The 24,503-nt window shown below is 34.0% G+C and carries 20 protein-coding genes; 12 read left to right on the top strand and 8 right to left on the bottom strand.

Going from position 1 to position 24,503, the window contains the following annotated elements; genetic code table 11:
• Positions 1-92: 92 nt before the first annotated feature.
• The 3 genes from AOY20_RS11695 to AOY20_RS11685 all read right to left on the bottom strand — a co-directional run bounded on the left by AOY20_RS11695 (position 93) and on the right by AOY20_RS11685 (position 3,723).
• Entirely contained in the window at positions 93-539 is a 447-nt protein-coding gene (locus tag AOY20_RS11695; RefSeq protein WP_054582023.1) for a MaoC family dehydratase, read from the bottom strand.
• A 29-nt stretch (positions 540-568) separates the two neighbouring features.
• The gene (locus tag AOY20_RS11690; protein ID WP_054582022.1) at positions 569-2,392 is read right to left on the bottom strand and encodes an ABC transporter ATP-binding protein; all 1,824 of its coding nucleotides are present in this window, start codon (positions 2,390-2,392) and stop codon (positions 569-571) included.
• A gap of 128 nt (positions 2,393-2,520) precedes the next feature.
• A complete protein-coding gene (locus tag AOY20_RS11685; RefSeq protein WP_054582021.1) occupies positions 2,521-3,723 on the bottom strand; it encodes a mechanosensitive ion channel family protein in 1,203 nt (400 codons plus the stop codon).
• A gap of 269 nt (positions 3,724-3,992) precedes the next feature.
• Here AOY20_RS11685 and AOY20_RS11680 point away from each other — a divergent pair, with 269 nt between their 5' ends.
• From AOY20_RS11680 to AOY20_RS11655, 6 genes are all read left to right on the top strand, one after another.
• Positions 3,993-4,463: a copper resistance protein NlpE N-terminal domain-containing protein gene (locus AOY20_RS11680; RefSeq protein WP_054582020.1), complete on the top strand. Its 471-nt coding sequence runs from the start codon at positions 3,993-3,995 to the stop codon at positions 4,461-4,463.
• A 176-nt stretch (positions 4,464-4,639) separates the two neighbouring features.
• Positions 4,640-6,682 (top strand): DNA polymerase III subunit gamma/tau, encoded by a 2,043-nt coding sequence (dnaX, locus tag AOY20_RS11675; RefSeq protein ID WP_054582019.1) that lies wholly within the window; start codon positions 4,640-4,642, stop codon positions 6,680-6,682.
• A gap of 164 nt (positions 6,683-6,846) precedes the next feature.
• A complete protein-coding gene (locus AOY20_RS11670) occupies positions 6,847-7,353 on the top strand; it encodes a low molecular weight protein-tyrosine-phosphatase (RefSeq protein ID WP_054582018.1) in 507 nt (168 codons plus the stop codon).
• 14 nt (positions 7,354-7,367) lie between these two features.
• Complete coding sequence (murB, locus tag AOY20_RS11665; RefSeq protein WP_054582605.1) at positions 7,368-8,411, top strand: UDP-N-acetylmuramate dehydrogenase; 1,044 nt, start codon at positions 7,368-7,370, stop codon at positions 8,409-8,411.
• A 7-nt stretch (positions 8,412-8,418) separates the two neighbouring features.
• Positions 8,419-9,558 carry a YdcF family protein gene (locus tag AOY20_RS11660; RefSeq protein WP_054582017.1) on the top strand — a complete coding sequence of 380 codons (1,140 nt, stop codon included), beginning with the start codon at positions 8,419-8,421 and terminating at the stop codon, positions 9,556-9,558.
• Positions 9,558-10,604 (top strand): alpha/beta fold hydrolase, encoded by a 1,047-nt coding sequence (locus AOY20_RS11655; protein WP_054582016.1) that lies wholly within the window; start codon positions 9,558-9,560, stop codon positions 10,602-10,604. The genes AOY20_RS11660 and AOY20_RS11655 overlap by 1 nt, the downstream gene beginning before the upstream one ends.
• 53 nt (positions 10,605-10,657) lie before the next feature.
• Here AOY20_RS11655 and AOY20_RS11650 read toward each other — a convergent pair whose 3' ends face one another.
• From AOY20_RS11650 to ilvA, 4 genes are all read right to left on the bottom strand, one after another.
• Positions 10,658-12,334, bottom strand: a complete 1,677-nt coding sequence (locus AOY20_RS11650; protein ID WP_054582015.1) for an FMN-binding glutamate synthase family protein — start codon at positions 12,332-12,334, stop codon at positions 10,658-10,660.
• Between the two features lie 159 nt (positions 12,335-12,493).
• Positions 12,494-13,654: a ribosomal protein uL16 3-hydroxylase gene (locus AOY20_RS11645; RefSeq protein WP_054582014.1), complete on the bottom strand. Its 1,161-nt coding sequence runs from the start codon at positions 13,652-13,654 to the stop codon at positions 12,494-12,496.
• Positions 13,655-13,810: 156 nt separating this feature from the next.
• A complete protein-coding gene (locus tag AOY20_RS11640; RefSeq protein WP_054582013.1) occupies positions 13,811-14,179 on the bottom strand; it encodes a hypothetical protein in 369 nt (122 codons plus the stop codon).
• 118 nt (positions 14,180-14,297) lie between these two features.
• On the bottom strand, positions 14,298-15,836 hold the full coding sequence (ilvA, locus tag AOY20_RS11635) for a threonine ammonia-lyase, biosynthetic (protein ID WP_054582012.1): 1,539 nt from the start codon (positions 15,834-15,836) through the stop codon (positions 14,298-14,300).
• 105 nt (positions 15,837-15,941) lie between these two features.
• On the opposite strand from ilvA, the gene rpiA reads away from it, so the two are divergent.
• Together rpiA and AOY20_RS11625 are read left to right on the top strand one after the other, a co-directional pair.
• Positions 15,942-16,613, top strand: a complete 672-nt coding sequence (gene rpiA, locus AOY20_RS11630) for a ribose-5-phosphate isomerase RpiA (RefSeq protein WP_054582011.1) — start codon at positions 15,942-15,944, stop codon at positions 16,611-16,613.
• 124 nt (positions 16,614-16,737) lie between these two features.
• The gene (locus tag AOY20_RS11625) at positions 16,738-17,415 is read left to right on the top strand and encodes a M48 family metallopeptidase (protein ID WP_054582010.1); all 678 of its coding nucleotides are present in this window, start codon (positions 16,738-16,740) and stop codon (positions 17,413-17,415) included.
• A gap of 16 nt (positions 17,416-17,431) precedes the next feature.
• Here AOY20_RS11625 and AOY20_RS11620 read toward each other — a convergent pair whose 3' ends face one another.
• Positions 17,432-19,531, bottom strand: a complete 2,100-nt coding sequence (locus AOY20_RS11620; RefSeq protein ID WP_158320001.1) for an EAL domain-containing protein — start codon at positions 19,529-19,531, stop codon at positions 17,432-17,434.
• 314 nt (positions 19,532-19,845) lie between these two features.
• Between AOY20_RS11620 and argC the strand changes: the two genes are divergently transcribed.
• From argC to clpA, 4 genes are all read left to right on the top strand, one after another.
• Positions 19,846-20,895, top strand: coding sequence for an N-acetyl-gamma-glutamyl-phosphate reductase (argC, locus tag AOY20_RS11615; protein WP_054582008.1), 1,050 nt, complete (start codon positions 19,846-19,848; stop codon positions 20,893-20,895).
• Positions 20,896-20,963: 68 nt separating this feature from the next.
• Positions 20,964-21,710, top strand: a complete 747-nt coding sequence (locus AOY20_RS11610) for a DUF6776 family protein (RefSeq protein WP_054582007.1) — start codon at positions 20,964-20,966, stop codon at positions 21,708-21,710.
• Between the two features lie 21 nt (positions 21,711-21,731).
• Positions 21,732-22,148 carry an ATP-dependent Clp protease adapter ClpS gene (clpS, locus tag AOY20_RS11605; RefSeq protein WP_054582006.1) on the top strand — a complete coding sequence of 139 codons (417 nt, stop codon included), beginning with the start codon at positions 21,732-21,734 and terminating at the stop codon, positions 22,146-22,148.
• Positions 22,149-22,160: 12 nt separating this feature from the next.
• Positions 22,161-24,437, top strand: a complete 2,277-nt coding sequence (clpA, locus tag AOY20_RS11600; RefSeq protein WP_054582005.1) for an ATP-dependent Clp protease ATP-binding subunit ClpA — start codon at positions 22,161-22,163, stop codon at positions 24,435-24,437.
• Positions 24,438-24,503: the final 66 nt, after the last annotated feature.

The raw sequence follows: 24,503 nt of genomic DNA, 5'->3' as shown, positions 1-24,503 counted from the left end.
AACAAAAGTTATATCATGCTAAATACAGCTAATATTGAATGAATAAAAAGCATTTTTAATATAAGTGGGGTTAATGATTGATTTATCAGGTATTAGATAAGCCTTTCACGTTTGAAAACCACGATTTTAGTTTCTGAAATTAGAATAATTTCATCATTTTGATTAAATGCATGTGTTTGATATGTCACGATTGCACGGTCATTTTTAGAGCGAGAAGGCTTAATGTCTTGAATGACCGATTCAATACGAATTTTATCATTTGGTCGAGTAGGACGTGGCCATTGAATATTTGACCCTGAACCGACTAAGCCATATGCAATGGGCATACATTCAGTCCATAAGCGCATAACAATGGCTGAGGTATGCCAACCACTCGCAGCTAAACCTTGAAATATAGGGTGTTCTAATGCTTGCTCTTCATTTAAATGAAATGGCTGTGGGTCAAATTTTTGTGCAAAATTTAAAATTTCATCTAGAGTGATTTCATATTCACGACTTTTAAATTGATCACCAACCTGAATATCTTCCAAATATAACATTTATTTTACATCCTTGATTTTTCATTCATTTATTCAATAATAAAGCCACCCGTTTGTCTTTTCCATAGTTGAGCATAAATTCCATTTTTAGCCACTAATTCATCATGTGTACCTTGTTCTGCAATTTGACCTTGATCTAAAACAATTAGGCGATCCATTTGCGCAATTGTTGATAGGCGATGTGCAATTGCAATAACAGTTTTACCTTGCATTAACTCATCTAAGCTAGATTGAATTGCACTTTCGACTTCAGAGTCTAGGGCACTAGTGGCTTCATCTAAAATAAGAATAGGCGCATCTTTTAAGAAAACTCGTGCAATAGCAATACGTTGGCGCTGTCCACCTGAAAGTTTTACACCACGCTCACCAACATAAGCTTCATAACCAGTTTTTCCTCTTAAATCTGAAAGATGAGGAATAAAATCTTCAGCTTGAGCCTTTTTAACTGCTGCAAACATTTCTTCATCTGTCGCTTCTGGACGACCATATTTAATATTTTCAGAAACAGATCGATGTAATAAAGAGGTGTCTTGTGTGACGAGTGCAATATTTTTACGTAAACTATCTTGCTTTACATCAGAAATATTTTGTCCATCAATTTTAATTGAGCCATGTTTAATTTGATAAAAATTAAGTAGGAGTTGAATAAGTGTTGATTTACCTGCACCAGAACGACCAACAATCCCAATTTTTTCTCCAGATCCAATTTTTAAATTTAATTCACTAATCACATTTTTATTGTTATAGGCGAAAGAAACATGATCAAATTCAATTTCGCCACGTGCAACTTTGAGTTCTGTTGCATAAGGTTTATCTTGAATATTAATAGGATGACCTAATGTTTTCATACCATCTTGAATGGTACCTACATTTTCAAATAGAGCAGAGGTTTGCCACATCATAAATTCGGCAATGCTATTTAGTTTTAGAATCATGGCAGTTGCTGCGGCAATAATACCGAGTTCAGCACGTCCTTGAGTCCAAAGCCAGATTGCTGTACCGAGAACACCTATATATAAAACAATGCTTAAGAGATTCACACTCACTTCGTAATACGTGCCTAAACGCATTTGTTTATATACCGTAACCATAAACTCTTTCATAGATGCTTTGGCATATTGGCTTTCACGACCAGCGTGAGCAAATAGTTTTACGGTTTGAATATTGGTATATGCATCGGTAATGCGACCTGTCATGACAGCACGAGCATCTGCTTGTTCATTTGAAACTTTACTAAAGCGCGGTACAAAATAAAGACCAAAACAAATATAAAGAAAAAGCCAGATAAAGAGTGGAACCAATAACAGGGGTGAAATTGCACTAAATACAACACTAATAGTAATAAAATAAATAACGACATAAGCAATCATATCGCCCAAAATCATACAAAATTCACGGACAGCAAGGGCTGTTTGCATGACTTTAGAAGATAAGCGACCAGCAAAATCATTATGAAAAAAATCTAAGCTTTGTTGTAAAAGTAGATTGTGAAAGCGCCAACGTAAGCGCATTGGGAATGTACTAAATAAAAATTGGTGTTTAATAATAGATTGAAGATTAGTAAAGAAAATATTCGCAAATAAAATACACGTTAAGATAATCAGGTTGTTTTTATGTTCTTGCAAAAAAGTATCGGGTTGGCTTTTACTAATCCAAGTGACTAAATTACCAATTTGTGTATAAAGAAGTGCTTCGAAACTTGCAGCACCAGCAGTACAAATGACCAAAAGCAGTAAATAAGGGCGAACACCACGCGTTGCTTGCCAAACAAAAGGAAAAAAACGTTTGGGAAGTGGTTGGTGTAAGTTTTCATTTGGATAAGGATCTAAACGTTTTTCTAGCCACTTCAACATGATTAACCTGATCAAAGCTGTAATTTTGATTTCTATTGTAACATTACCAAATAATTTGGCATGTGTAATTTATAGAGTATTTCACTTCATACAGAATTGATCAGGTCTTTAGAGTTTATAAGAATCTATTAAGGTTCTTGATAAATTTTAAGTCCAAATTCAGGTAATATTGCGATTAAATGATCAAAAATATCGGATTGAATATTTTCATAATCTTTCCATACCGTTGTGTTGGTAAATGCGTAAATTTCTAAAGGTAAACCTTCGCTAGTTGGTTGAAGTTGTCGCACCATACAGGTTGCTTCTTTAGAAATGTTAGGATGTTGTTTTAAGTACATTTCAACATAAGCACGATAAGTTCCTAAATTTGTTAAACGTCTTTGATTTAACTCATCATGATTAGATAAGCTTTCATTAAATTTTTCTAATTCAGCACCTTTTTGTTCTAAATATTTATTAAGTAACAAGAAATTTTGCAAACGCTCACTCATTTCTGGGCTCATGAATCCAATAGAAAATTGATCAATATGAATTGAGCGTTTAATACGGCGAACACCTGCAAGTGACATTCCTCGCCAATTAATAAAAGCATCAGTAACTAATTTATTTGTTGGAACGGTGGTGTAAGTTTTATCAAAATTTTGAATGGTAATCGTATGTAGGGACATGTCAATTACATCACCATCTGCATTGAGAGATGGTAGTGTTACCCAATCTCCTATACGAACCATATCGTAAGAAGAAATTTGAATAGATGCCACAATAGATAAAAGTGTATTTTGGAAAACAAGCATCAAAATAGCCGTCATTGCACCAAAACTAGCTAATAAGGTAAATACATCTCGCTGTAAGAATGTGCCAACAATCATGAGCACACATACAATTGATATAATTAACTTAATGAGCTGTAGATAACCTTTAATTGGTTTGTTTTTCGAAACTGGATTATGTTGATACGCGCTATTAAATAGGTTAAGTAGCTCAAAAATTGCTAAAGCCAAGCTTAAGAAAATAAAAGCCTGCGTACACATCTGCACAAAACTTTCTACGTTTGGTGATAAAAATGGAACAGTTACAATACCATGCATAATAATGAGTGCAGGGACAATGTTAGCAATACGACTAATGAGTTTATTGCTAAGAAACATTGGTTTATCAGAAAATGATAATTTAGAAATTATTTTGTGAAGTCCTTTCACAACAATATGTTTTGCAATAAAGTTTGCGACTATAGCTGCAAGAATGACAATTGATAATGACGTGAGCATATCTAACCAAGGATATTGATCTATCCATAGTTTAATTTCATCTACGCGATCTGATAGTTTCAAACCTTTCCTCCAAAATATAAAAAATAAATAAAGCTAAAGAAGAGTGAGTATTCTTAATTGTCAAAGAAAAAGAAAGTGATGAATATTTACATGAGTATATGGACTTTATAATATTTCTTAATTTTATGGAAATATAACTTTATAAATTCACTAATAAATATATATGTAGTTAACTAAAATCCTACTTAGTCGGTGTAACGAGATCATTTAGTCTTTTTATAAAATATGATATTTTCCCGCTACAAAATTTTTGCACTATTTGATTGAAAATGAAGAAACAGATATTAATTCCTTTATTTGCATCCACAGTATTATTTGGCTGTCAGGAGAGTAATACGTCTAAGTCAGTGCAAGAGCTTACACAAAAAGATGCAATTTCCGAAAATAAAAAATTAGTACAATGGGTTGGTCATTATGAGGGAACAACACCTTGCTTAGGATGTTCTTCTCGTTGCGATGAATGTCCTGGAATGGCTGTTAGTCTTGAATTAAAAGAAGATTTAACTTATGTGCTTAAAAGAGAAAGTTTAAGCCAACACAATGGTATTGAACATTTGCAAGGAACATTTATTTTTAAAAATAAACAGCAAGACAAAATTGAGTTACTTAATGTGAAAACACGGCATCAATTGTTTGTAGATTTAAAAAAACGACAATTAGAAATTTATCAAGATGAAAGCGCAACACCATATGCTTTTTCAGAAGATTTTTTATTAATAAAAGCTCGTTCGATTGCGTAATTCATTTTTAATTTATTTGCTTTGTAAGTCTATTTACCATCATTAATCTAAAATGAATGGACAAATCTAATACTGAAAATATTTGTAAATAGTGTAATTGACCACGATCTTTTCGTTTTTCGCATTCACTCTTTATTAAAAAAACAGTATGCTTACACAGATCATAAGGAGCATACATGTATCAAGTACTTGCACGAAAGTATCGTCCTCGTAATTTTAATGAGTTGGTTGGTCAAAACCATGTTTCACGGGCTTTAACAAGTGCGTTGGATCGTGGGCGTTTACACCATGCTTATTTGTTTACTGGAACTCGTGGCGTTGGTAAAACAACGATTGCCAGAATTTTGGCCAAGTGCTTAAACTGTGAAACTGGTGTTACATCTACGCCGTGTGAAGTTTGTACAACTTGTAAGGCGGTAAATGAAGGTCGCTTTATTGATTTAATTGAAATTGATGCAGCATCACGGACAAAAGTAGAAGATACACGTGAACTTTTAGATAATGTTCCATATGCGCCAACGCAAGGTCGTTTCAAAGTTTATTTGATTGATGAAGTACATATGCTTTCAACGCATTCATTTAATGCGTTATTAAAGACATTAGAAGAACCACCAGAACATGTAAAGTTTCTCTTTGCAACAACTGATCCGCAAAAATTACCAATTACGGTTATTTCGAGATGTTTACAGTTTACTTTAAGACCTTTAGCTGTTGATGAGATTACGACACACTTAACAGATATATTACATAAAGAATCTATTCACGCTGATCAAGATGCTGTTTGGCAAATTGCTGAATCTGCACAAGGTTCTTTACGTGATGCATTATCTTTAACTGATCAGGCAATTGCATATGGTCAGGGAGAAATACATCATCAAGATGTAAAAGACATGTTGGGTTTAATTGACCGTACAATTATTTATGATTTGATCTTGGCAATCCATCAAAATCAAAAAGTGCGTGTGAGTGAATTGTTATTACAATTTAGACAACAAGCTTTAGATGTGTCATTGGTCTTAGATCAATTAATTTCAACTTTACATGAGTTGGCATTATTACAATATTTGCCAGATTTAAGTTTGAAATATAGCGCCGAAATAAACCATAAAATTATGCAGTTATCAAAACTCATTACGGCACAAGACTTACAGTTGTATTATCAAATTGCGTGTAAAGGTCGCGCTGATTTGCAATTGGCAGTGACTCAAGAGCAGGGTTTTGAAATGTGTGTGCTTCGGTTATTGGCATTTCGCCCAATGCAACCGAATGAAATGGTTGTATCGATACAGCAAACACAAGTATCACAAATTGAAGAATCTGTTGGTGAGAGTTTAGTTGAGCAAAATATAACGATTACTGAAGATAATATAATCCAAGAAGTAAGGTTGTCAGATGTTGAATCTCAACCTTTAGAGCGAATTTCTTTACCAGAACATATAGTAAAATCATCAGATGATTTCTTGGAAGAAATATCTGAAACAGAAAATGCGCCAAAAGATGAAAATCATAATCAAATTATATTTGATGTAACTGCTGAAAATGATTTATTTGGTTTAGATGCAGTAGATCATCGTACAGATTCGACTACTCCAATAGAACCAAGTAGTGATGATTTTTTATATGATGATTTTAATCCTATTGTAGAATCATCAGTAGAAAGTATGGCAACTGAACCGCCAGTTGAAAAAGTTATATCTGATCAGTCTATTGACGAACCTATTTCTGATTTGTGGGCAGATGTACCAACAAGTAATGCGATAACGTCTCAAGAATCACATGATATTGATGAAAAATCATCATTAATGCCACAAGATATTCTTGCACTGACTCAGCAAGAGCTAGAAGGTGATTGGGATATTCATAAGTGGGAATATTGGTTTAGAAATAGTGAGTTATCTCCAGCTGTGCAAGAGCTTGCTCAACATGGAGTGATGACTGGACAAATTAATGGTGAATCTACTTTTAATATTCCTGAAAAATATCAACAATTGCTAGCACAGCTTCAAGAGCATTTAGAGCAAGCATTAAAAGCTCAATGGCCAAAAACATTGTTTAAAGTCCAGTACGAAAACTTAAGCTCTGAAACACCATATCATTTGCTTAACGCGCGTAAGCAAAAAGCATTTCATCGTACACATGAACTTTTAAATGATGAGCCGATCATTAAAGATTTAATGAGTACTTTTGATGGTGAGTTGCAAAATGTTCAGTTGAAATAGGCTGTAAGCATTCTATTTATTCTACTATAGGCTAAGTAAATCATTGAGAAAGACTTAATTTTATACGAGATTATCTATTATTCATGAAGATGAATGTATGATTCATTTCGTAAATAAATTAACATACTCATTACTTGAAAATGTAAATCATTCTGAGGTCTGTTATGTCATCCAAAACGCCATACAAGGTGTTATGTGTATGTTTAGGTAATATTTGCCGTTCACCGACAGCGGAAGTGGTACTTAAACATTTTTGTGATCAACAGCAATTGAATATTGAAGTAGATTCTGCGGGAACTAGTAATTATCATCCCGGTAAGGCACCAGATTTACGTAGCCAAGCACATGCTAAAAAACGTGGATATAATTTATCGACTTTACGCGCAAGACAATTAAAGGTCGATGACTTTGTTGAATTTGATTTAATTCTTGCGATGGATTTAGAAAATTTAGAAAATATTAAACAATTACAGCAGACAGCGTGTGACGTATTTGGTCAATCTAGATTAAAGGCTAAAGTTATGCTTATGAGTGAGCATGATGAGTTCTTTTATAAGCAAGAAGTACCAGATCCATATTATGGCGGTGATGCTGGATTTGAGCGAGTTCTTGATCAGTGTGAGTCAAGTAGTCGAGCTTGGGTTAATGTTTTTAAAGTAATGAATATTTAGATTGAAGTTCTATGATGAAAATTGAAAAACAAGTTCAACTGAAAGCTTTTAATACTTTAAGTTTAAATAGCATTGCCTCTGATTATGTCAAAATTTCGTCGATTGATGATTTGGTTTCTGCTTTGACCTATGCTAATGAACATCAGTTAAATATTTTAATTCTATCTGGTGGTAGCAATATGTTATTACCAGAACATATTCATGCACTTGTAATTCACATGAACATTAAAGGAATTACAAAATTGTCTGAAGATGATCAAACAGCAACATTGCAGGTCGGTGCTGGTGAGATTTGGCATGATTTTGTACTTTGGACAACATCACAAGAATTATATGGTTTACAGAATTTAGCATTGATACCTGGTCTTGTTGGTGCATCACCTGTTCAGAATATTGGAGCATATGGAGTTGAAGCAGGTGATTTTATTGAGTCTGTTGAAGTATATGATCGGAAAGAAAATAAAATAAAACATATAACTAGGGAAGATTGTCATTTTTCTTATAGACACAGTATTTTTAAAGATGATCCGGATCGTTATGTGATTACACATGTTAACTTTAAATTACGTAAGCAAGCAGATTTAAAATTAAACTATGGTGACTTAAAAAATGCTGTAGGCGATGATTTAACGGGTTTAAACTTACAAAATCAAGTGATTAAGATTCGTCAAAGCAAATTGCCAGATCCCAAAGAATATCCAAATGTTGGGAGTTTTTTTAAAAATCCTGTTATTTTGCAGTCTGATTTTGATAAATTATTCTCAAAATATCCTCAAGTACCTCATTATCCGCAACCAAATGATCAAATAAAAGTAGCAGCAGGCTGGTTGATTGAACAAGCAGGATGGAAAGGAAAGCAGTTAGGGGATGTGGGTATGTTCCATAAGCAGGCTTTGGTTCTTGTTAATTATGCTGATGCAAATTTAACAGAAGTACAGCAAACGTATAAGACTGTGCAACAGGACATTTATGAGAAATTTGGTATTTCATTAGAGCCTGAACCTGTTTTATTTAATCAGCAAGGTTTTATTATTCAACATCCTTTAATTTCGGAATAACCGATATATGGAGAAAAAGCATAAGATGGTTCGAGCAGTACAAATAGCGACAACAATTTTTGTATTGATAGGCTTACTCACGCTTTTTATTTATTCTCCATTTTATTCTAAAACGGTTATTTATTTGCTGAATAAGTTTATTCCTGTCGAAGTGAATGAAGTTGCCGCAAAAAGTCAGAGACTCGGTTCCTTTAATGATAACGAAACATTGGAACCAGGTTCTAATTTATGGATTGCACGTCAGGCTTATTTAAAGACATTAGAAGATGATATTCAGAACAATAATTCTAAAAATATCGCATATATTCAAATGCGATATAAAGATTTAATTAACATGATTAAAGATGAAAATTTGAAGAAAACTAAAGGACAAGAAGATGTTATCATTCCTATGAATACGGAAAAAACTGCATCAGAAGTTCAAGTAGATTCAGCAAAGATTCTCAAAGAGTTGTTGACTTTAAATCACTCTGAAAATAATGCTTTAATGGAGCAATATAAAGATTTTCTTATTCAAAATAATACTGAAGATGATAGTGAAATTGTAAATAGTGCATCTGAAATTATTAATTTAGAAGACTTACAAGAGTTAAATGAATTAGTCACCAAAAATGATACTTCGCAAGCTGTTGCTAAATCAAAACCTTATGCTATTGTTGTGCTTGGTGGTGGTTTAACTTTAGATAAAAATGGAAAAGATATAGTTGTTAATAGCTATACAAAATTACGTTTAGAAAAAACATTAGAAATTGAAAAGCAATATAAATTACCTATTGTACTCAGTGGAGTTGAAGCACCTTATATGCAAAAATGGTTAAAAAATCATAATGTGGATGCAAAACTTCTTGAAGATAGAAGCATGAATACATGTGAAAACTCAAGATTTAGTTCATTGCTTTTACAGAAAAAAGGTGGTGCACCAACGGTTATTTTAGTTACAGATCAATATCATATGCCAAGAACGCGTCGTTTATTTGCTTTAAATGGAATAGAAACAATTCCTGTTGAAGCGCCAATGCCAACGATATTAACCACTTGGCGTCCAAGTTCACAAAATTATGATCACAGTCGCCGTGCAAATTATGAAGCTTTAGCAAGCATTCGTGATGTTTTTTTTGGTTCAAGTGATTGCAGGGAGATTCCATGATGTCAGATCTTCCATTTCTTAATCCGAAGGATTTGAAGCTACAAGATTTACCAATACCAAGTCGTGAATTAACGCCTGAAAAATTAGAAAAACTGAATTTAAATAAGCCTTATGTACCAACCCTAGATATTGTTGCTTATCGGAAATTATATGGTTTTCATTTGCTTGATTGCCAACATTGGCAAGGGTATATTGAAACGCCACTATTTAAAATTCATGTTCAAGTATTTACACCACAATTAGAAAAAACGAATTTTAATAAAATTCAAGGAACTGTAGCTTTATTACATGGATACTTAGAACATAGCGGAATTTATCAACCTATCGTCAAAGAGCTTTTAGATCAGGGTTTTAGCGTACTAACTTTTGATTTGCCAGGTCATGGTTTAAGTGATGGATCATCTGCCAATATTAAAAATTTTGATGATTATCAATATGTACTTCAAGCGGTATATCAATATGTCCGTACAGCTGAACAGCTTCCAAAGCCTTGGATAGGTATTGGACAAAGTACTGGTGGCGCAATTTGGATGCACCATGTTCTTGAATATGCGGAACGCCGTGAAAATCCATTCATTGATCGAATATTGTTGTTATCACCATTAATTCGACCTGCAAAAACAGCATGGTGGCATAATTCAATTGGTTTAGGCATTATTCGTCGAATTAAGCGTGAAGTTCCTCGTCATTTTAGAAGGAATAATCATAATCCAGAATTTTTACGGTTTATTCGACTTAGAGATCCTTTACAACCAAAAATGATGGGAATGGATTGGATTTTAGCGATGTCAAAATGGATGCAAGAAATGGAAGCACGACCACCTTGTCGAATTCCTGTATGGCTTGCTCAGGGTGCTTTAGATCAAACTGTTGATTGGCAATATAATGTTGAGTTTGTGAGGGAAAAGTTTCGCTTACAAACGTTACTCATTTTGGAAGAGGGTTCTCATCAACTCATTAATGAACGTAAAGATATTCGTGCTGCATTGACAGGATTGATACCAGCATTTCTGCATGCACAATCTAGTCGTAGCTATTATGAATAAATAACTTAAATAAAAAGAGGCAAATTTGCCTCTTTTTATTGGTCAATTCAAATTTAGAAATGATCTGCAGAAGCTATGTTCCACATACGGAAATAAAAATTATTTTCAGTATTTTCAAATTCAGGTGTTGTTAATAGTTCACCATCTTTTAACCAAAAATGTAATTGTCCATAATTTTTAATTTCACGATCATTGACACGTTGTGCAAGGTGATGAGCTTTAATGTCTTGAGGATGATTTAGACCAGCTGAGGCAAGTAATTCAGCAAGAGCTTGCATTGTGTTTGTATGGAAATTAAATACACGTTCTGCTTTGGTTGGAACATGTAATGCTTTTTGTCTTTCTTTATCTTGTGTTGCAACACCAACTGGACATTGGTTGGTATGACAGCTCTGAGCTTGAATACAGCCAATAGCAAACATAAAGCCACGAGCTGAATTTACCCAATCTGCACCTAATGCCATTGTACTTGCAATATCAAAAGCGCTGACAATTTTCCCACTTGCACCAACTTTAATTTTGTCTCGAATACCTGCACCTACCAGCGTATTATGAACAAATAATAAACCTTCACGTAATGGTGTTCCAACATTATCAATTAATTCAATTGGCGCAGCACCTGTACCACCTTCAGAGCCATCCACAACAATAAAATCTGGATAGATTTTTGTTTCTAGCATGGCTTTGACAATGCCCATAAATTGCCAAGGTTGTCCAATACATAGTTTAAAACCAACAGGTTTTCCATTTGATAAATCACGTAATTGCTGAATAAAGTGCATCATTTCAATTGGTGTGCTGAAAGCTGAGTGACTTGAAGGAGAAATACAATCTTCATCACGACTGACACCACGAATTTGTGCAATTTCTTCTGAAATTTTATCTTTAGGTAAAATGCCACCATGACCAGGTTTTGCGCCTTGAGATAGTTTAATTTCAATCATTTTAATTTGTGGAAGTTGAGCTTGTTTAGCAAATTTTTCTGGGTCAAACTTGCCATCTAAAGTACGACATCCAAAATAACCACTTGCAACTTCCCAAACAATATCACCACCATTTTCTAAATGATAAGGGCTAATACTTCCTTCACCCGTATCATGATAAAAGTTACCTAAATGAGCACCTTTATTTAAAGCTCGAATAGCATTTGCACTTAAACTACCAAAGCTCATTGCAGAAATATTCATAATCGAAGCATTATAAGGTTGACTACATTGCTCATTACCAATTTGAATTCGGAAGGTTTCTGGATTTGCTAATTTACTTGGAGTTAATGAGTGCATTAAAAAGCGGTAATTATCTTGATAAACATCCGTAATAGAGCCGAAAGGTTTATCAGCACTTTCATTTTTAGCACGTTGGTAGACTAAGCTACGTTGTACACGTGAAAATGGTAGAGCATCTTGATCTGCTTCGATGAAGTATTGGCGAATTTCAGGTCTGAAATCTTCAAATAAAAACCTAAAATGTCCCATAATTGGATAGTTTTTTAAGATTGAATGTTTGTTTTGCAAAACATCATATAATCCTAATAAGCTTAAGAGCCATGTAATGACCCAAAGGGAATTTAGGACTTTATCTGATATAAAATAATAAATGTAGTGTGGTTCATATGAGAATTTTAACCATGTAATGGCAACAGCAATAAAAATACTTAAGAACCAAACGGAATGTCTTGAAAAAAATGTGTTTAGAAATTTATGTCGTATGCTCTGAGCTAAACCTGGCACGGATGATTTCCATAAAATAAATATTATGCGGAAACTTTGAGGCTTTTAATTAGAAAATTCAAGTAAAAAAATGTCAATAATTAAGATATGTGATTGAAATATATTTTAAATATTCGAATTTCAATCTAAGCGAACTTAGATTGAAATATATCGTAAATATTATTCAGCTGGAACTAGCATTACAATAGAGTCATTTAATAACATTGCTAAGTCTTCGAGAATATCTTGATCATAAAGTTCTTGATCAAAGTTAATGATCTGACCATCTGCAAGTTGTTTTAGGAAGGGTACGAATGCATCTGAAATACAAACACCTTCGCCATTTGCCCAGAATAATAACTCATCATCTTGATCTGTATAAAGAAGGCGAGAGGCTGGTTCAAGCATCAGCTTATAACCTTCTTCAATTGCTTCTTCTAAATCGCCAACACCTATTTCTTCAACTTCTGGAATATTGTCAATATATTTGGGTTCAGACATTAAGCTCATAATGGCATCATCAAGAACCATTGAGTTTTGTAATTGATCTAGTAATTTAGATTTTAAGAAAATTAATTCTTGCTCAGTAATTTCACCAATGTTTGAAACCTTATCACGGATAATGTCTTGTAATGGATTTCTGAGTAGTTCGTTGTCTGCAAATTTATCACTTACACGATCCATCATGTCCGCAACATTTGGCATGCGGAAACCAAAAGAGAAGGTTAAGCAATCATCTTCTGCAACGCCATAATGTGCTAATCCAGGTGGTACATAAAGTAGATCACCAGGGGCTAGAACTTCGTCAAAATTAATATCCATTTCTGGTAACAGTTTTAATGGCTGACCTGCGACAAATTCAGTTTCAGCATCACACATTTGACCTAACTGCCAACGGCGATGTCCATAACCTTGCACCAAAAATACATCATAAAAATCGAAGTGTTTACCAACAGAACCACCTTTAGGCGCATAAGACACCATAATGTCATCTCGACGCCATTGTGGAATAAATGAAAATTTCTTCCATAATTCAGCTACATCAAAAGAATAATGGTCTACAGCTTGAACTAATAGAGTCCATAACTTAGGTGGTTTTTGAAAATCACCTTTAATAAGCGGAGATGATTTTACATGCCATTGGTTTGGATCACGGTCTTTTTGGCGAATTAAACGTGCACTTACATTGTCTTCAAGTGCAAGTTCCATGACATCATTCGGTTCTAAAATATTAGCAATTTCAGGAAGAGCATTACGAACAAGTAATGGTTTTTTTTGCCAATATTCAGCAAGGAATTGTTCAGCGCTAATACCGCCTAAAATATCGAGTTTCTGAGACATAATGAGAGACTATTGGTAAATTTGAACTATTGTCGCTGTTGATACGAATTGGTGCAAGTCTGCTGCTATAAATGTTGAATAAATTATATTTTGTTGTGCTTATTTTTAAATAAGCACGTAATAAGTTAGATATCTATTAAATAATTATTATTGGTATTATTCATTATTGCGAAGTTTAATTTTTTTATCTGTATAGAAAAAATGGATAGCTATTGCACATACAATCCAAAATAATGAGATATATATAAATTTATAATCAAGCTGAGCAAACGAAAAATCTGCTTGTAGGAGCATAATGGTTGTAGCAATACCTAGCATGTATATAAGTGTTAATGTATAAGCATGTGTGAGTGCTAATCTGAGCATAGAGTAAGGAATAAGAATAATACTTAGGCTTGAAATTAATTGAATTAATATTTGTAGAACTTTATTTTCAATAGAAATTAAACTAATAAGATAAATGAGGCTACTCAAAATTATAAATAGAAATAAAGGCAGGAAAATAAATTTGAGCCAATCTTTCATAAAATAGACATTCTTATTAATAATAATGATTATCAATATTATCATGGTGTTGCAGATTGATGAAAGATTACAAATAAAAAAGCCTATCAAAAGATAGGCTTTTTTTGAATGAAGAATATTATTTTAAGAAACGTTGATAGCCTAAGTTATTCGTAATTTCTTCATATGGATAGCTAATGCTTTCCAGTGTTTCAATGAGTCCATCTGGGTTTTGTTGAGCATCTTCGGCTTCTAAACCAACCAATACACGACCTTCAGCTGCACCGTGGTTACGATAATGGAAAAGCGTAATATTATGTGTAGGGCCAAGACGTTCAAGGAATGTTAATAATGCACCTGGACGTTCAGGGAATTCAACACGGAATAAGCGTTCGTTTTCAATATCTGCATGCCCACCAATAAGATAGCGGATATGAAGTTTTGCAACTTCATCATCAGATAAATCATCAACATCAAATTGAGTTTTAAGTGCTTCAAAAATGTCGTGACGTTCTTTTTCACCACCTTTTAAGCTAATACCAACAAAGACTTGAGCGGCAGAAGCATTACTTGCACGATAGTTGAATTCTGTAATATTACGACCTTGAAGAGCACGACAGAAAGTTAAGAAAGAACCTTTTTCTTCTGGAATTGTTACAGCAAAAATAGCTTCACGACGTTCACCTAATTCTGTACGTTCTGCAATATAGCGTAAACGGTCAAAGTTCATGTTTGCACCGCAAACAATTGAAACAATATTTTTGCCTTCTAGATCATGTTCTTCAACATATTTCTTAATACCTGCTAACGCCATTGCACCAGATGGTTCAACAATGCTACGACATTCATCGAAAGTATCTTTAATTGCAGCACAAATTTCATCAGTGTTGACTAGAACAACATTTGGTTCAACGATTGGACCTGAATTATTTGATTTTTGTAAGCGAATAACATCAAATGGTTTTTCACCAATTTGTGCAACAGCTGTACCATCAGCAAATAATCCAACAGTTGGAAGAATAACGCGTTCATTGGCTTCTAAAGCAGCTTTTAAGCATGCAGATTCATCATATTCAACTGGAATAATTTTAACGTGTGGAGCAACATCACCAAGATAAGCTGCAACACCAGCGATTAAACCACCACCGCCAACAGCAACAAATACATAATCTACATCACGCCATTGACGTAAAATTTCATTTCCGATTGTTCCTTGTCCAGCCATCACGAGTTCATCATCGTATGGAGGAATAAAAGTCATTCCATCTTCAGAGGCACGTTGAATTGCATATTTATTTGCAACATCAAATGAGTCACCATGTAATACAACTTCACCACCTAAACGCTTCACTGCTTGTACTTTAATGTCTGGTGTGGTTTTTGGCATGACAATAATGGCACGAATACCTAACTTTTGACCTGACAACGCTACACCTTGCGCATGGTTGCCTGCTGAAGCAGTAATAACGCCACGTTCCAACTGAGATTTCGGTAATTGACTAATACGGTTGTAGGCACCGCGTAGCTTGAAAGAAAAGACAGGTTGTAAATCTTCTCGCTTAAAGCGAATGTTATTATTTAGTTTTTCACTAATTCGTGGCGCTGCTTCAAGTGGGGTTTCGATTGCAACATCATATACGGTTGCTTGTAAAATTTGTCGAACCAAACGAGACAGCATGTTAATTTTCCATCTAACAGTTTAAAATAGGTTTTTATTGTAACAAACCCCATTACATTTGCACTTTAAAATTCATGCAAATGTAAAAAATAGTTGAGTGATGTCATGAGTCTATATGCAACCCAAGATGAGAAAAAGCAAGCTGCGGCCAAAGCTGCGTTAAAGCACTTACCAAAAGGTGGCATTTTAGGCGTGGGTACAGGAAGTACAGTAAACTTTTTGATTGAGCTTTTACCAGAGCTTCAATTGGAAGCTGCGGTTGCAAGTTCAGAGGCAACAGCACAACGCCTTAAAAAGCTAGGGATAGAAGTTTTAGATATGAACCAGGTAGGTGGTTTAGATGCCTACGTGGATGGTGCTGATGAAATTGATCGTCATATGCATATGATTAAAGGTGGTGGTGCTGCACTTACTCGTGAAAAAATTGTTGCATCAATTGCTAAAAAGTTTGTTTGTATTGTTGATGATTCTAAATGGGTTGAGCAATTAGGACGTGAATTTCCACTTCCTGTTGAAGTAATTCCAATGGCTCGTTCAGCGGTTGCTCGTAAACTGGTATCTTTAGGTGGCGATCCTGTTTATCGTGAAGGTGTAGTGACAGACAATGGTAATGTTATTTTAGATGTTTATAACTTAAATATCTTAAATGCACTTGAGCTTGAAAAGACAATTAATGATATTCCAGGTGTGGTTTGTAATGGTATTTTTGCTTTAAATAAAGCAGATATCGCCGTAGTTGCAACAGACAATGGTATTGAAGAACGTACAGCTGTTTAAGCAACTTTGTTTTGCAAATAAAAAGCTTACGAATTTGTAAGCTTTTTATTTATTAATATTTTGCGTATACGCTTTTATTTATAATATAAAAATCACAGATACTTTTAAAAAAGATGAATGATATATGACTCTAGCAGATCTTCCTGAAATTCAAATCAAGCGTCATATGCGCGCTACAAGTTTAAAGCTACGAGTAGAGCCAAATCAAATTCGACTAACTGTTCCAGTATTCTGTACGCAGAAGCAAATACAAAATTTTCTTGATCAATCTACAGATTGGTTGATTGAAACTTGGCAAAAACAACAAAATCAAGTGAATAATCAAGAGAAAACATTACCTGATTCTCTGAAATTATTTAATTTAAATAACGAAATAAAGATTGTTTATCAAAAACAAAAATCATCATTTATATGGGATGAAAAAAGCCTTACTTTGTCTGTTAGCGATCGTGATCCTGAACAGTATTTAAGAATATTTATTATTGCATATGCGAAAACCTATTTGCCTATCTGTTTAACTGAAATAAGCAGAAAAATTGGTTTATCTTTTGAAAAGTGTACGATTCGTCAACCCAAAACGCGGTGGGGAAGTTGCTCAGTACGTAAAGATATTATGCTGAATAGCGCATTGGTATTATGTGAAAAAAAACTTGTAGAATATGTATGTATACATGAGTTAGCACATACGAAATACTTTGATCATAGTATTCAATTTTGGACTGAGGTTGAAAAGCATGATTCAAATTTTAAAAATAATAGAAAAGAATTAAAAGCGATACAAATGCCATTTTGGTGGAGATGAGATAGCATTGTAAGTTTTATTTTTTAAGCATTTTGTTCACGTCTAATTGGCTCATTGCTTCATTAAAGAAATAACCTTGACCTTCATGGCATCCCATTTCTTTAAGAAGCGTAAGCTGTTCTTGATTTTCAATACCTTCTGCAATGACTTTCATAGAGAGAAGTGGTGCGAGTTTAATTAGTCCTCCAACTATGGCTTGTATTGAATTTTCTGTTGTCATTCTTTTTACAAAGCTATAATCGATTTTAATAATATCGACTGGTAAATCTCTGAGATGAGAAAGGGAAGAATGCCCAGTTCCGAAATCATCTAAGGCAATTTTTATACCTGCTTCTCTGAGTTTTTTGAGAGCTCGAACTACAAACTCCACACCTCTATCTGCAAATAAATGTTCTGTAATTTCAACTTCAATATGTTCAGGAGAAATTTTGGCGCTATGTAAACGTTTTAATAGTGTTTCTGCATAGTTATCTCTTAAGAATTCAACAGGTGAAACATTGATTGCAACAGGGACGACTTTTTTCCCTTCATTTTCCCAACGTTTAATGTCATTAAAAATTTTAAATTGCATTGCTGCACTGATTTGGCTAGAAAGTTCAAAATCATGAAAAGCTTCTTGAACTGTATCTGGTGTATGAATATTTCCATCTCTGTCATGCCAACGAAGTAATGCTTCGACACCAACTAGTTCATTAGAATCTAAATTAATCTTAGGTTGATAGAAAGGGCTAATGAGATGATTTCTGAGTATAAAACGTGCGGTTTCAATTTGTTTTGCTTTATTTTTAGCAATATAGAGGAGATCTTTACCAAAATAGCGGATTCCTCCACGACCACGAGATTTGATATCGCTTAGCGCTGTATCTGCACATTGTAATAATGTTGAGAATCCTGTTGCATCATTTGGATAAATTGCACAGCCTAAACTCATACCTCCTGTTAAAATTTTACCTTTATAGGAGATAGATGTATCAAGTTGTTTGATGATATTTTTGCCAACACGAATTAAATGTTCTTGATTCTCTATTTTATTTAAAATAATCGCAAATTCATCACCCCCCAAGCGGGCAATGATGGTGTCATCCTCTAGAATATTCGTCATTCTTTTTGCTAAAGCTTTGAGAAAATAGTCACCAGCTGAATGACCTAGAGTATCATTGACATGTTTAAAATGATCTAAATCAAGTAAAATTAATCCAACTTTTTCTTTATTTTTTAAGGCCTTTTTAAAAACTGGTTTGATGGATTTTTTTAAACCACGTCTATTGAGTAGTCCTGTAAGTTCATCATGCTCACTACTTGTTCGAAGTAAGGTTTCAGCATTTTTTTGGGCGGTAACATTTCTCGATACACATAGGATGCTAGATTCAATATTATTTTTTTGGTGAATTGGGGTAAGTGTATTATCCCAATATTCAGTAGCTCCATGAATATTAGTTACACCCGTAAAATGGGCAACTTGTCCTTGTAGTGCTTTATTAAATGCTGAAATTGCTTTTTTATGTATATTTTCGGGAAGTAAATCTATCCATTTAATTCTATGAATATTAATTTGATGATCTTTATGCATTGCTAGACGGCTAGATTTATTCATGTGTTGTATGTAGCCATTCGGATGAACGACATAAATAAAATCAACGCTAGCATCTAACATTTCAGTTTGTGTATTAAGTTGTATTTTCGTTTTTTGTGTAATGGTCATTTGCCTCTGAATATTTGTAAGTGTTGTGAGGCAACCATTTAAGTGATGATCTTGTTGTGATGTACTTAAAAGTAAGAACCATTCATACTGTTGTGATTGAATGTTTTTAATTCTGAATTCTTTTTTTATGTTTTCTTGGTTTTGACTTATATTTTTTAACCATAGATTTTTTAGTGTTTTTGCATCTTCAGGATGAAATGAATTGATAATATCGGTAAAAGTATATCGGTGGTTTAGCCCAATTAAAGATCTTAAATGTGAGTTTGCATAAATTACATTTTTTTGAATGAAAAAAGCATGATGAGGTAAAAGATCCAGTAAATATTGTGTCTCAGATGTAATTTGATCTGTAGATGAGTCTATATGACTCAAGTAAAGAGTTTGTGTATCTCTATTAGGGTTTTCAGAGACCATGTGGTTTTTTACCATTATAAAACCTTATAAATCCACCTTAAGCGTGAAAAATTAATTTCATTCTAATTATACTAGTTAACTTATTTGAATTAACTTGATTAATAAAAGTTAATTTGTTTGCATTTATTTTAATTTGTGTGAATTGGTTTGACAAGTTGAATGTGTAATATATTTAAACAATTAATAAAAAAGTGACAAAAATTAACTGAATGTTAAAAAATCATAAAAATCTGTAAAAATGTTTATAAAGCTTTTATATCTTGTCATACTATAGATCATATTATTTAATTTTAGATTTTGTTGAGGTGGCTAGCGTGATTTCTGTTGGAATTGTGGGTGGTACAGGTTATACAGGCGTTGAACTTTTACGTCTTTTATTACGTCACTCAAGTGTAAAAGTTACAGTGTTAACTTCACGAACAGAAGCTGGTCGCCGTGTAGATGATATGTTTCCAAGTTTACGTGGGCATACCGATTTACAATATTCAGATTTGGATATTGAACTATTAAAACAATGTGATGTTGTATTTTTTGCGACGCCTCATGGTGTTGCAATGAAACATGCTGAAGCTTTAGTTGCTGCAAATACAAAAATTATTGATTTAGCAGCAGATTTTAGATTACAAGACCTTAAGCAATTTGAAAAATGGTATGGCTTAGAGCATGCTTGTCCTGAAATATTAAAACAATCGGCTTATGGTTTATCTGAATTAAATCGTGATCAAATTAAAACTGCTTCAGTTATTGGTAATCCAGGATGTTATCCAACAACAGTACAGTTGGGATTAGCTCCTGTATTAAAAGCTTCAACAGCATTAGTTGATCCAAGTAGTATTATTATTGATGCTAAATCGGGTGTATCTGGTGCTGGACGTAAAGCAAGTCTAGGTATGATTTACACTGAAAATGCAGATAATTTTAAAGCATATGGTGTTGCAGGACATCGCCATCATCCAGAAATTGTAGAAGCTTTAGAAAATATTTCAGGTCAAAAAAATGTGTTTAATCATATTTTATTTGTGCCACATTTAGTTCCAATGATTCGCGGTATGTTAAGCACCATTTATGTAGATTTAACAGAAGAAGGTGTACAAGCTGATTTACAAGGATTATATGAAGAGTTTTATAAAAATGAGCAGTTTGTAGATGTTATGCCAGCAGGCAGTACACCTGAAACACGTTCTGTTCGTGGTGCGAATCAACTGAGAATTGCTTTATATAAACCTCAACCCAAAAAACTTGTTATTTTAGTTGCACAAGATAATTTAGTTAAAGGTGCTGCAGGTCAAGCCGTTCAGAATATGAATATTATGTTTGGATTTGTAGAAAACCAAGGATTAGATGGCATAGGTTTATTACCATAGTTCATATTATGCAAGCATCTAGTGAAATTTGGATGCTTGTCTAAAATTTCAATACATATGGAACAAAGATGGATAACACTGAATTAGACAATACACCTGCACCTGAAAGAGTTAAAAAAGTATTTTGGAAAGAAAATACATCGATTGCATTAGGTGCATTGGTGCTTATTGTGGGTGGTGGTTTAATTGGTTATACCGTTGGTCATCGACAAGGTTTATCTGTAACAGGTTATGGTGCAGATGCAGCTCAATTAGCCGAAGTTGTAAAAGTTCAGAAAGAACGGTTAGATGTTCAAAGTAAAATTTTAAATGCAGCTGTTCAAGAGCGGGATGTTGCTGTAGCAAATGCAGATGATTTATTTGCTGCCGTACAACAAGCAAAGGTTGATCAGATACAAGCAGATGGAATGGCTAGTATTTATCGTTCTGTGCTTAAACAACGTGGTGGTTTAAGTTTAACTGTTCAAAATTTGGGAATTAAACCTTTACCAGATAATGCATATGAATATCAAGTTGATTTAATACAAGTTTCACCAAATAATCGTTATGCTACTGGTAATGTGGAAATAAGATTAATTCGAGGCTCTGAGGTCTTAGCTGTACCTATGGAAAAAAGCCAGTTTAATTTTGAAAATTTTGAACGTTTGACTGGGCGTTGGACAATGCCTAAAGGATTTACACCACAATATATTGAAGTTCGTATTTCTGGTTCTGTTCCAGTTGCGAAGCGATTTAATTGGGCACGTGGTGAAGCTGTGGAAGCTCCATCTGCTTTTATCTCGGAAATTCCTCAAGTTCAACCCAATGCTCAATAAACTTTGAGTAATAAAGAATTTATGCGTACATATAAACATCCAATTTGCTTAAATGAAGCAAAACAAACATTTGCTCAATCAGGATTAGTTGATTGGCACCTCGATGTTCGTTTAAGTCAAAATGATGACTCATTACATGAAGATGGTGATATTGCAGTTCAAACGGCACCACCACAATTAAAACGTCCACCGTTATATGTTGTTGTTTTAATGAATGATGACTATACACCAATGGACTTTGTTATTGAAATTTTACAACAATATTTCTCAATGAATCTTGACCAAGCGACTCAAGTAATGCTAACTGTACATTATGAAGGGAAAGGTATTGCTGGCGAGTATCCTCGAGATATTGCTGAGACGAAAGCCAATCAAGTCAATAATTACGCTCGTTCTCAAGGACATCCTTTATTATGTCAGATCGAGCCTAAAAGTTAAGGGGAATTGCATATGCTGAGTAGACAATTAGAAGTATCATTACGCTTAGCAGTGAGCATGGCTCGTCAAAAGAGACATGAGTTTTTGACGGTTGAACATTTGTTATTGGCTTTATTAGATAATGATTCTGCGGTTAATGCTTTAAAAGCATGTGGAGCAGATATTATTACGTTACGTAAAGAACTTGAGGAATATGTAGAACAACATACGCCAAAACTTCCTGAAAATAGTGATCAATCACCTCATCCAACGGAGAGTTTTGATCGAATTTTGCAACGCGCAATTTTCCATGTTCAATCAAGCGGCAGTGACCGTACGGTAGAAGGTGCTGATATTTTGGTTGCAATGTATTCAGAAAGAGATTCATTTGCCGTTTATTTATTAAAACGTCACCAAATTAATCGTTTAACTTTAACTCAATATCTTTCTCATGGAACACGTAAGGAAGAAGAACATGTTGAGGAAGAAGTGGAAGAGTTGGATGGTGAGCAAGCATCATCTGCTAATGCTGGACCTTTAGAGCTCTATACAACGAATTTAAATGTTGAAGCATCAAAAGGTAAAACAGATCCTTTAATTGGTCGTGAAAAAGAAATTGAACGAGCAGCGCAAATTTTATGTCGTCGCCGTAAAAATAATCCATTGCTTGTAGGTGATCCTGGTGTTGGTAAAACTTCAATTGCTGAAGGTTTAGCATGGTTAATCGTAAATGGAAAAGCACCAAAACCACTTGCAGATGCTGTAGTTTATAGTCTAGATATTGGTGCATTAGTTGCAGGTACTAAATATCGTGGTGATTTTGAAAAACGTTTAAAACAATTATTAAATGTTTTAAAGAAAAAGCCAGAAGCTGTTTTATTTATCGATGAAATTCACATGATTATTGGTGCTGGCTCTAGTATGGGCAGTACGATGGATGCATCAAACTTAATCAAACCTGCTTTGGCAAATGGAAGTTTGCGTTGTATTGGTTCAACGACATTCCAAGAATATCGCCAAGTTTTTGAAAAAGATCATGCATTATCACGCCGTTTCCAAAAAATTGATGTCAATGAACCATCAATTTCAGAAACTATTGATATTTTACGTGGTTTAAAATCTAAATTTGAAGAATTTCATCATGTTAAATATGATGATAAAGCTTTAGTATCTGCGGTTGAATTATCTGCTAAATATATTAATGATCGCTTTCTTCCAGATAAAGCGATTGATGTTATTGATGAAGCCGGTGCACAGCGCCGCCTAAAAGCAGAGCAAGATGATACGCAAATCACAATTGAAAATATTGAAGATATTGTGGCAAAAATTGCACGTATTCCACCAAAAACTGTTTCTAAAGATGATAAAACTGTTTTAGCAAATTTAGAACGTGATTTAAAACGTGTTGTTTTTGGACAAGATGAGGCGATTGAAGCTTTATCATCTTCAATTAAATTGTCTCGTGCAGGTTTAAAAACACCAGATAAACCAGTAGGTAGTTTTGTTTTTGCTGGTCCAACAGGTGTGGGTAAAACTGAAGTAACAAAACAATTAGCAAAAGTTTTGGGTGTGGAACTTATTCGTTTCGATATGTCTGAATATATGGAACGTCATGCAGTTTCTCGCTTAATTGGTGCACCTCCTGGTTATGTTGGGTTTGATCAAGGTGGGTTGCTCACAGATGCAATTCATAAAAATCCTCATGCAGTGTTATTGTTAGATGAAATTGAAAAAGCACATCCAGATGTTTTTAATTTGTTATTACAAATTATGGATCATGGCTCTTTAACTGATAATAATGGACGTAAATCTGATTTTAGAAATGTAATTTTGGTATTAACTACTAATGTGGGTGCCGAAAGTATTTCACGTGTAAGTATTGGATTTACCGAGCAAGATAATAGTCGAGACAATCAAGAGGCGATGAAAAAAGCATTTTCTCCTGAATTCCGTAATCGTCTAGATGGTGTGATTCAGTTCCAAGCATTACCAACGACTGTGATTGAAAATGTTGTAGATAAATTCTTAACAGAACTACAAGCACAGTTAGATGAGAAAAAAGTACTACTTGATGTAGATCAAAGTGCACGTACTTGGCTTGCTGAAAAAGGATATGATCGCTTAATGGGTGCTCGTCCTATGCAACGACTTATTCAGGAACAATTGAAAAAGCCATTGGCTGAAATGATTTTGTTTGGTGAATTAGCAGATCATGGTGGTAATGTTACTGTATCTGTTAAAAAAGAGCATGGAAAAGTAATTGGTTTGCATCTTGAGGTATATGAAGATGAAACCATTGAACCTGCATAATTTATGAATGTAATAAAATGACCCATGTTAAGCATGGGTCATTTTATTTTAGTTAGATAATTTTGA

The sequence above is a fragment of the Acinetobacter equi genome, from assembly GCF_001307195.1.
Classification (GTDB): domain Bacteria; phylum Pseudomonadota; class Gammaproteobacteria; order Pseudomonadales; family Moraxellaceae; genus Acinetobacter; species Acinetobacter equi.
The sequence above is the reverse complement of the archived record's forward strand: the minus strand, read 5'-3'. Positions and strand labels throughout refer to the sequence as shown.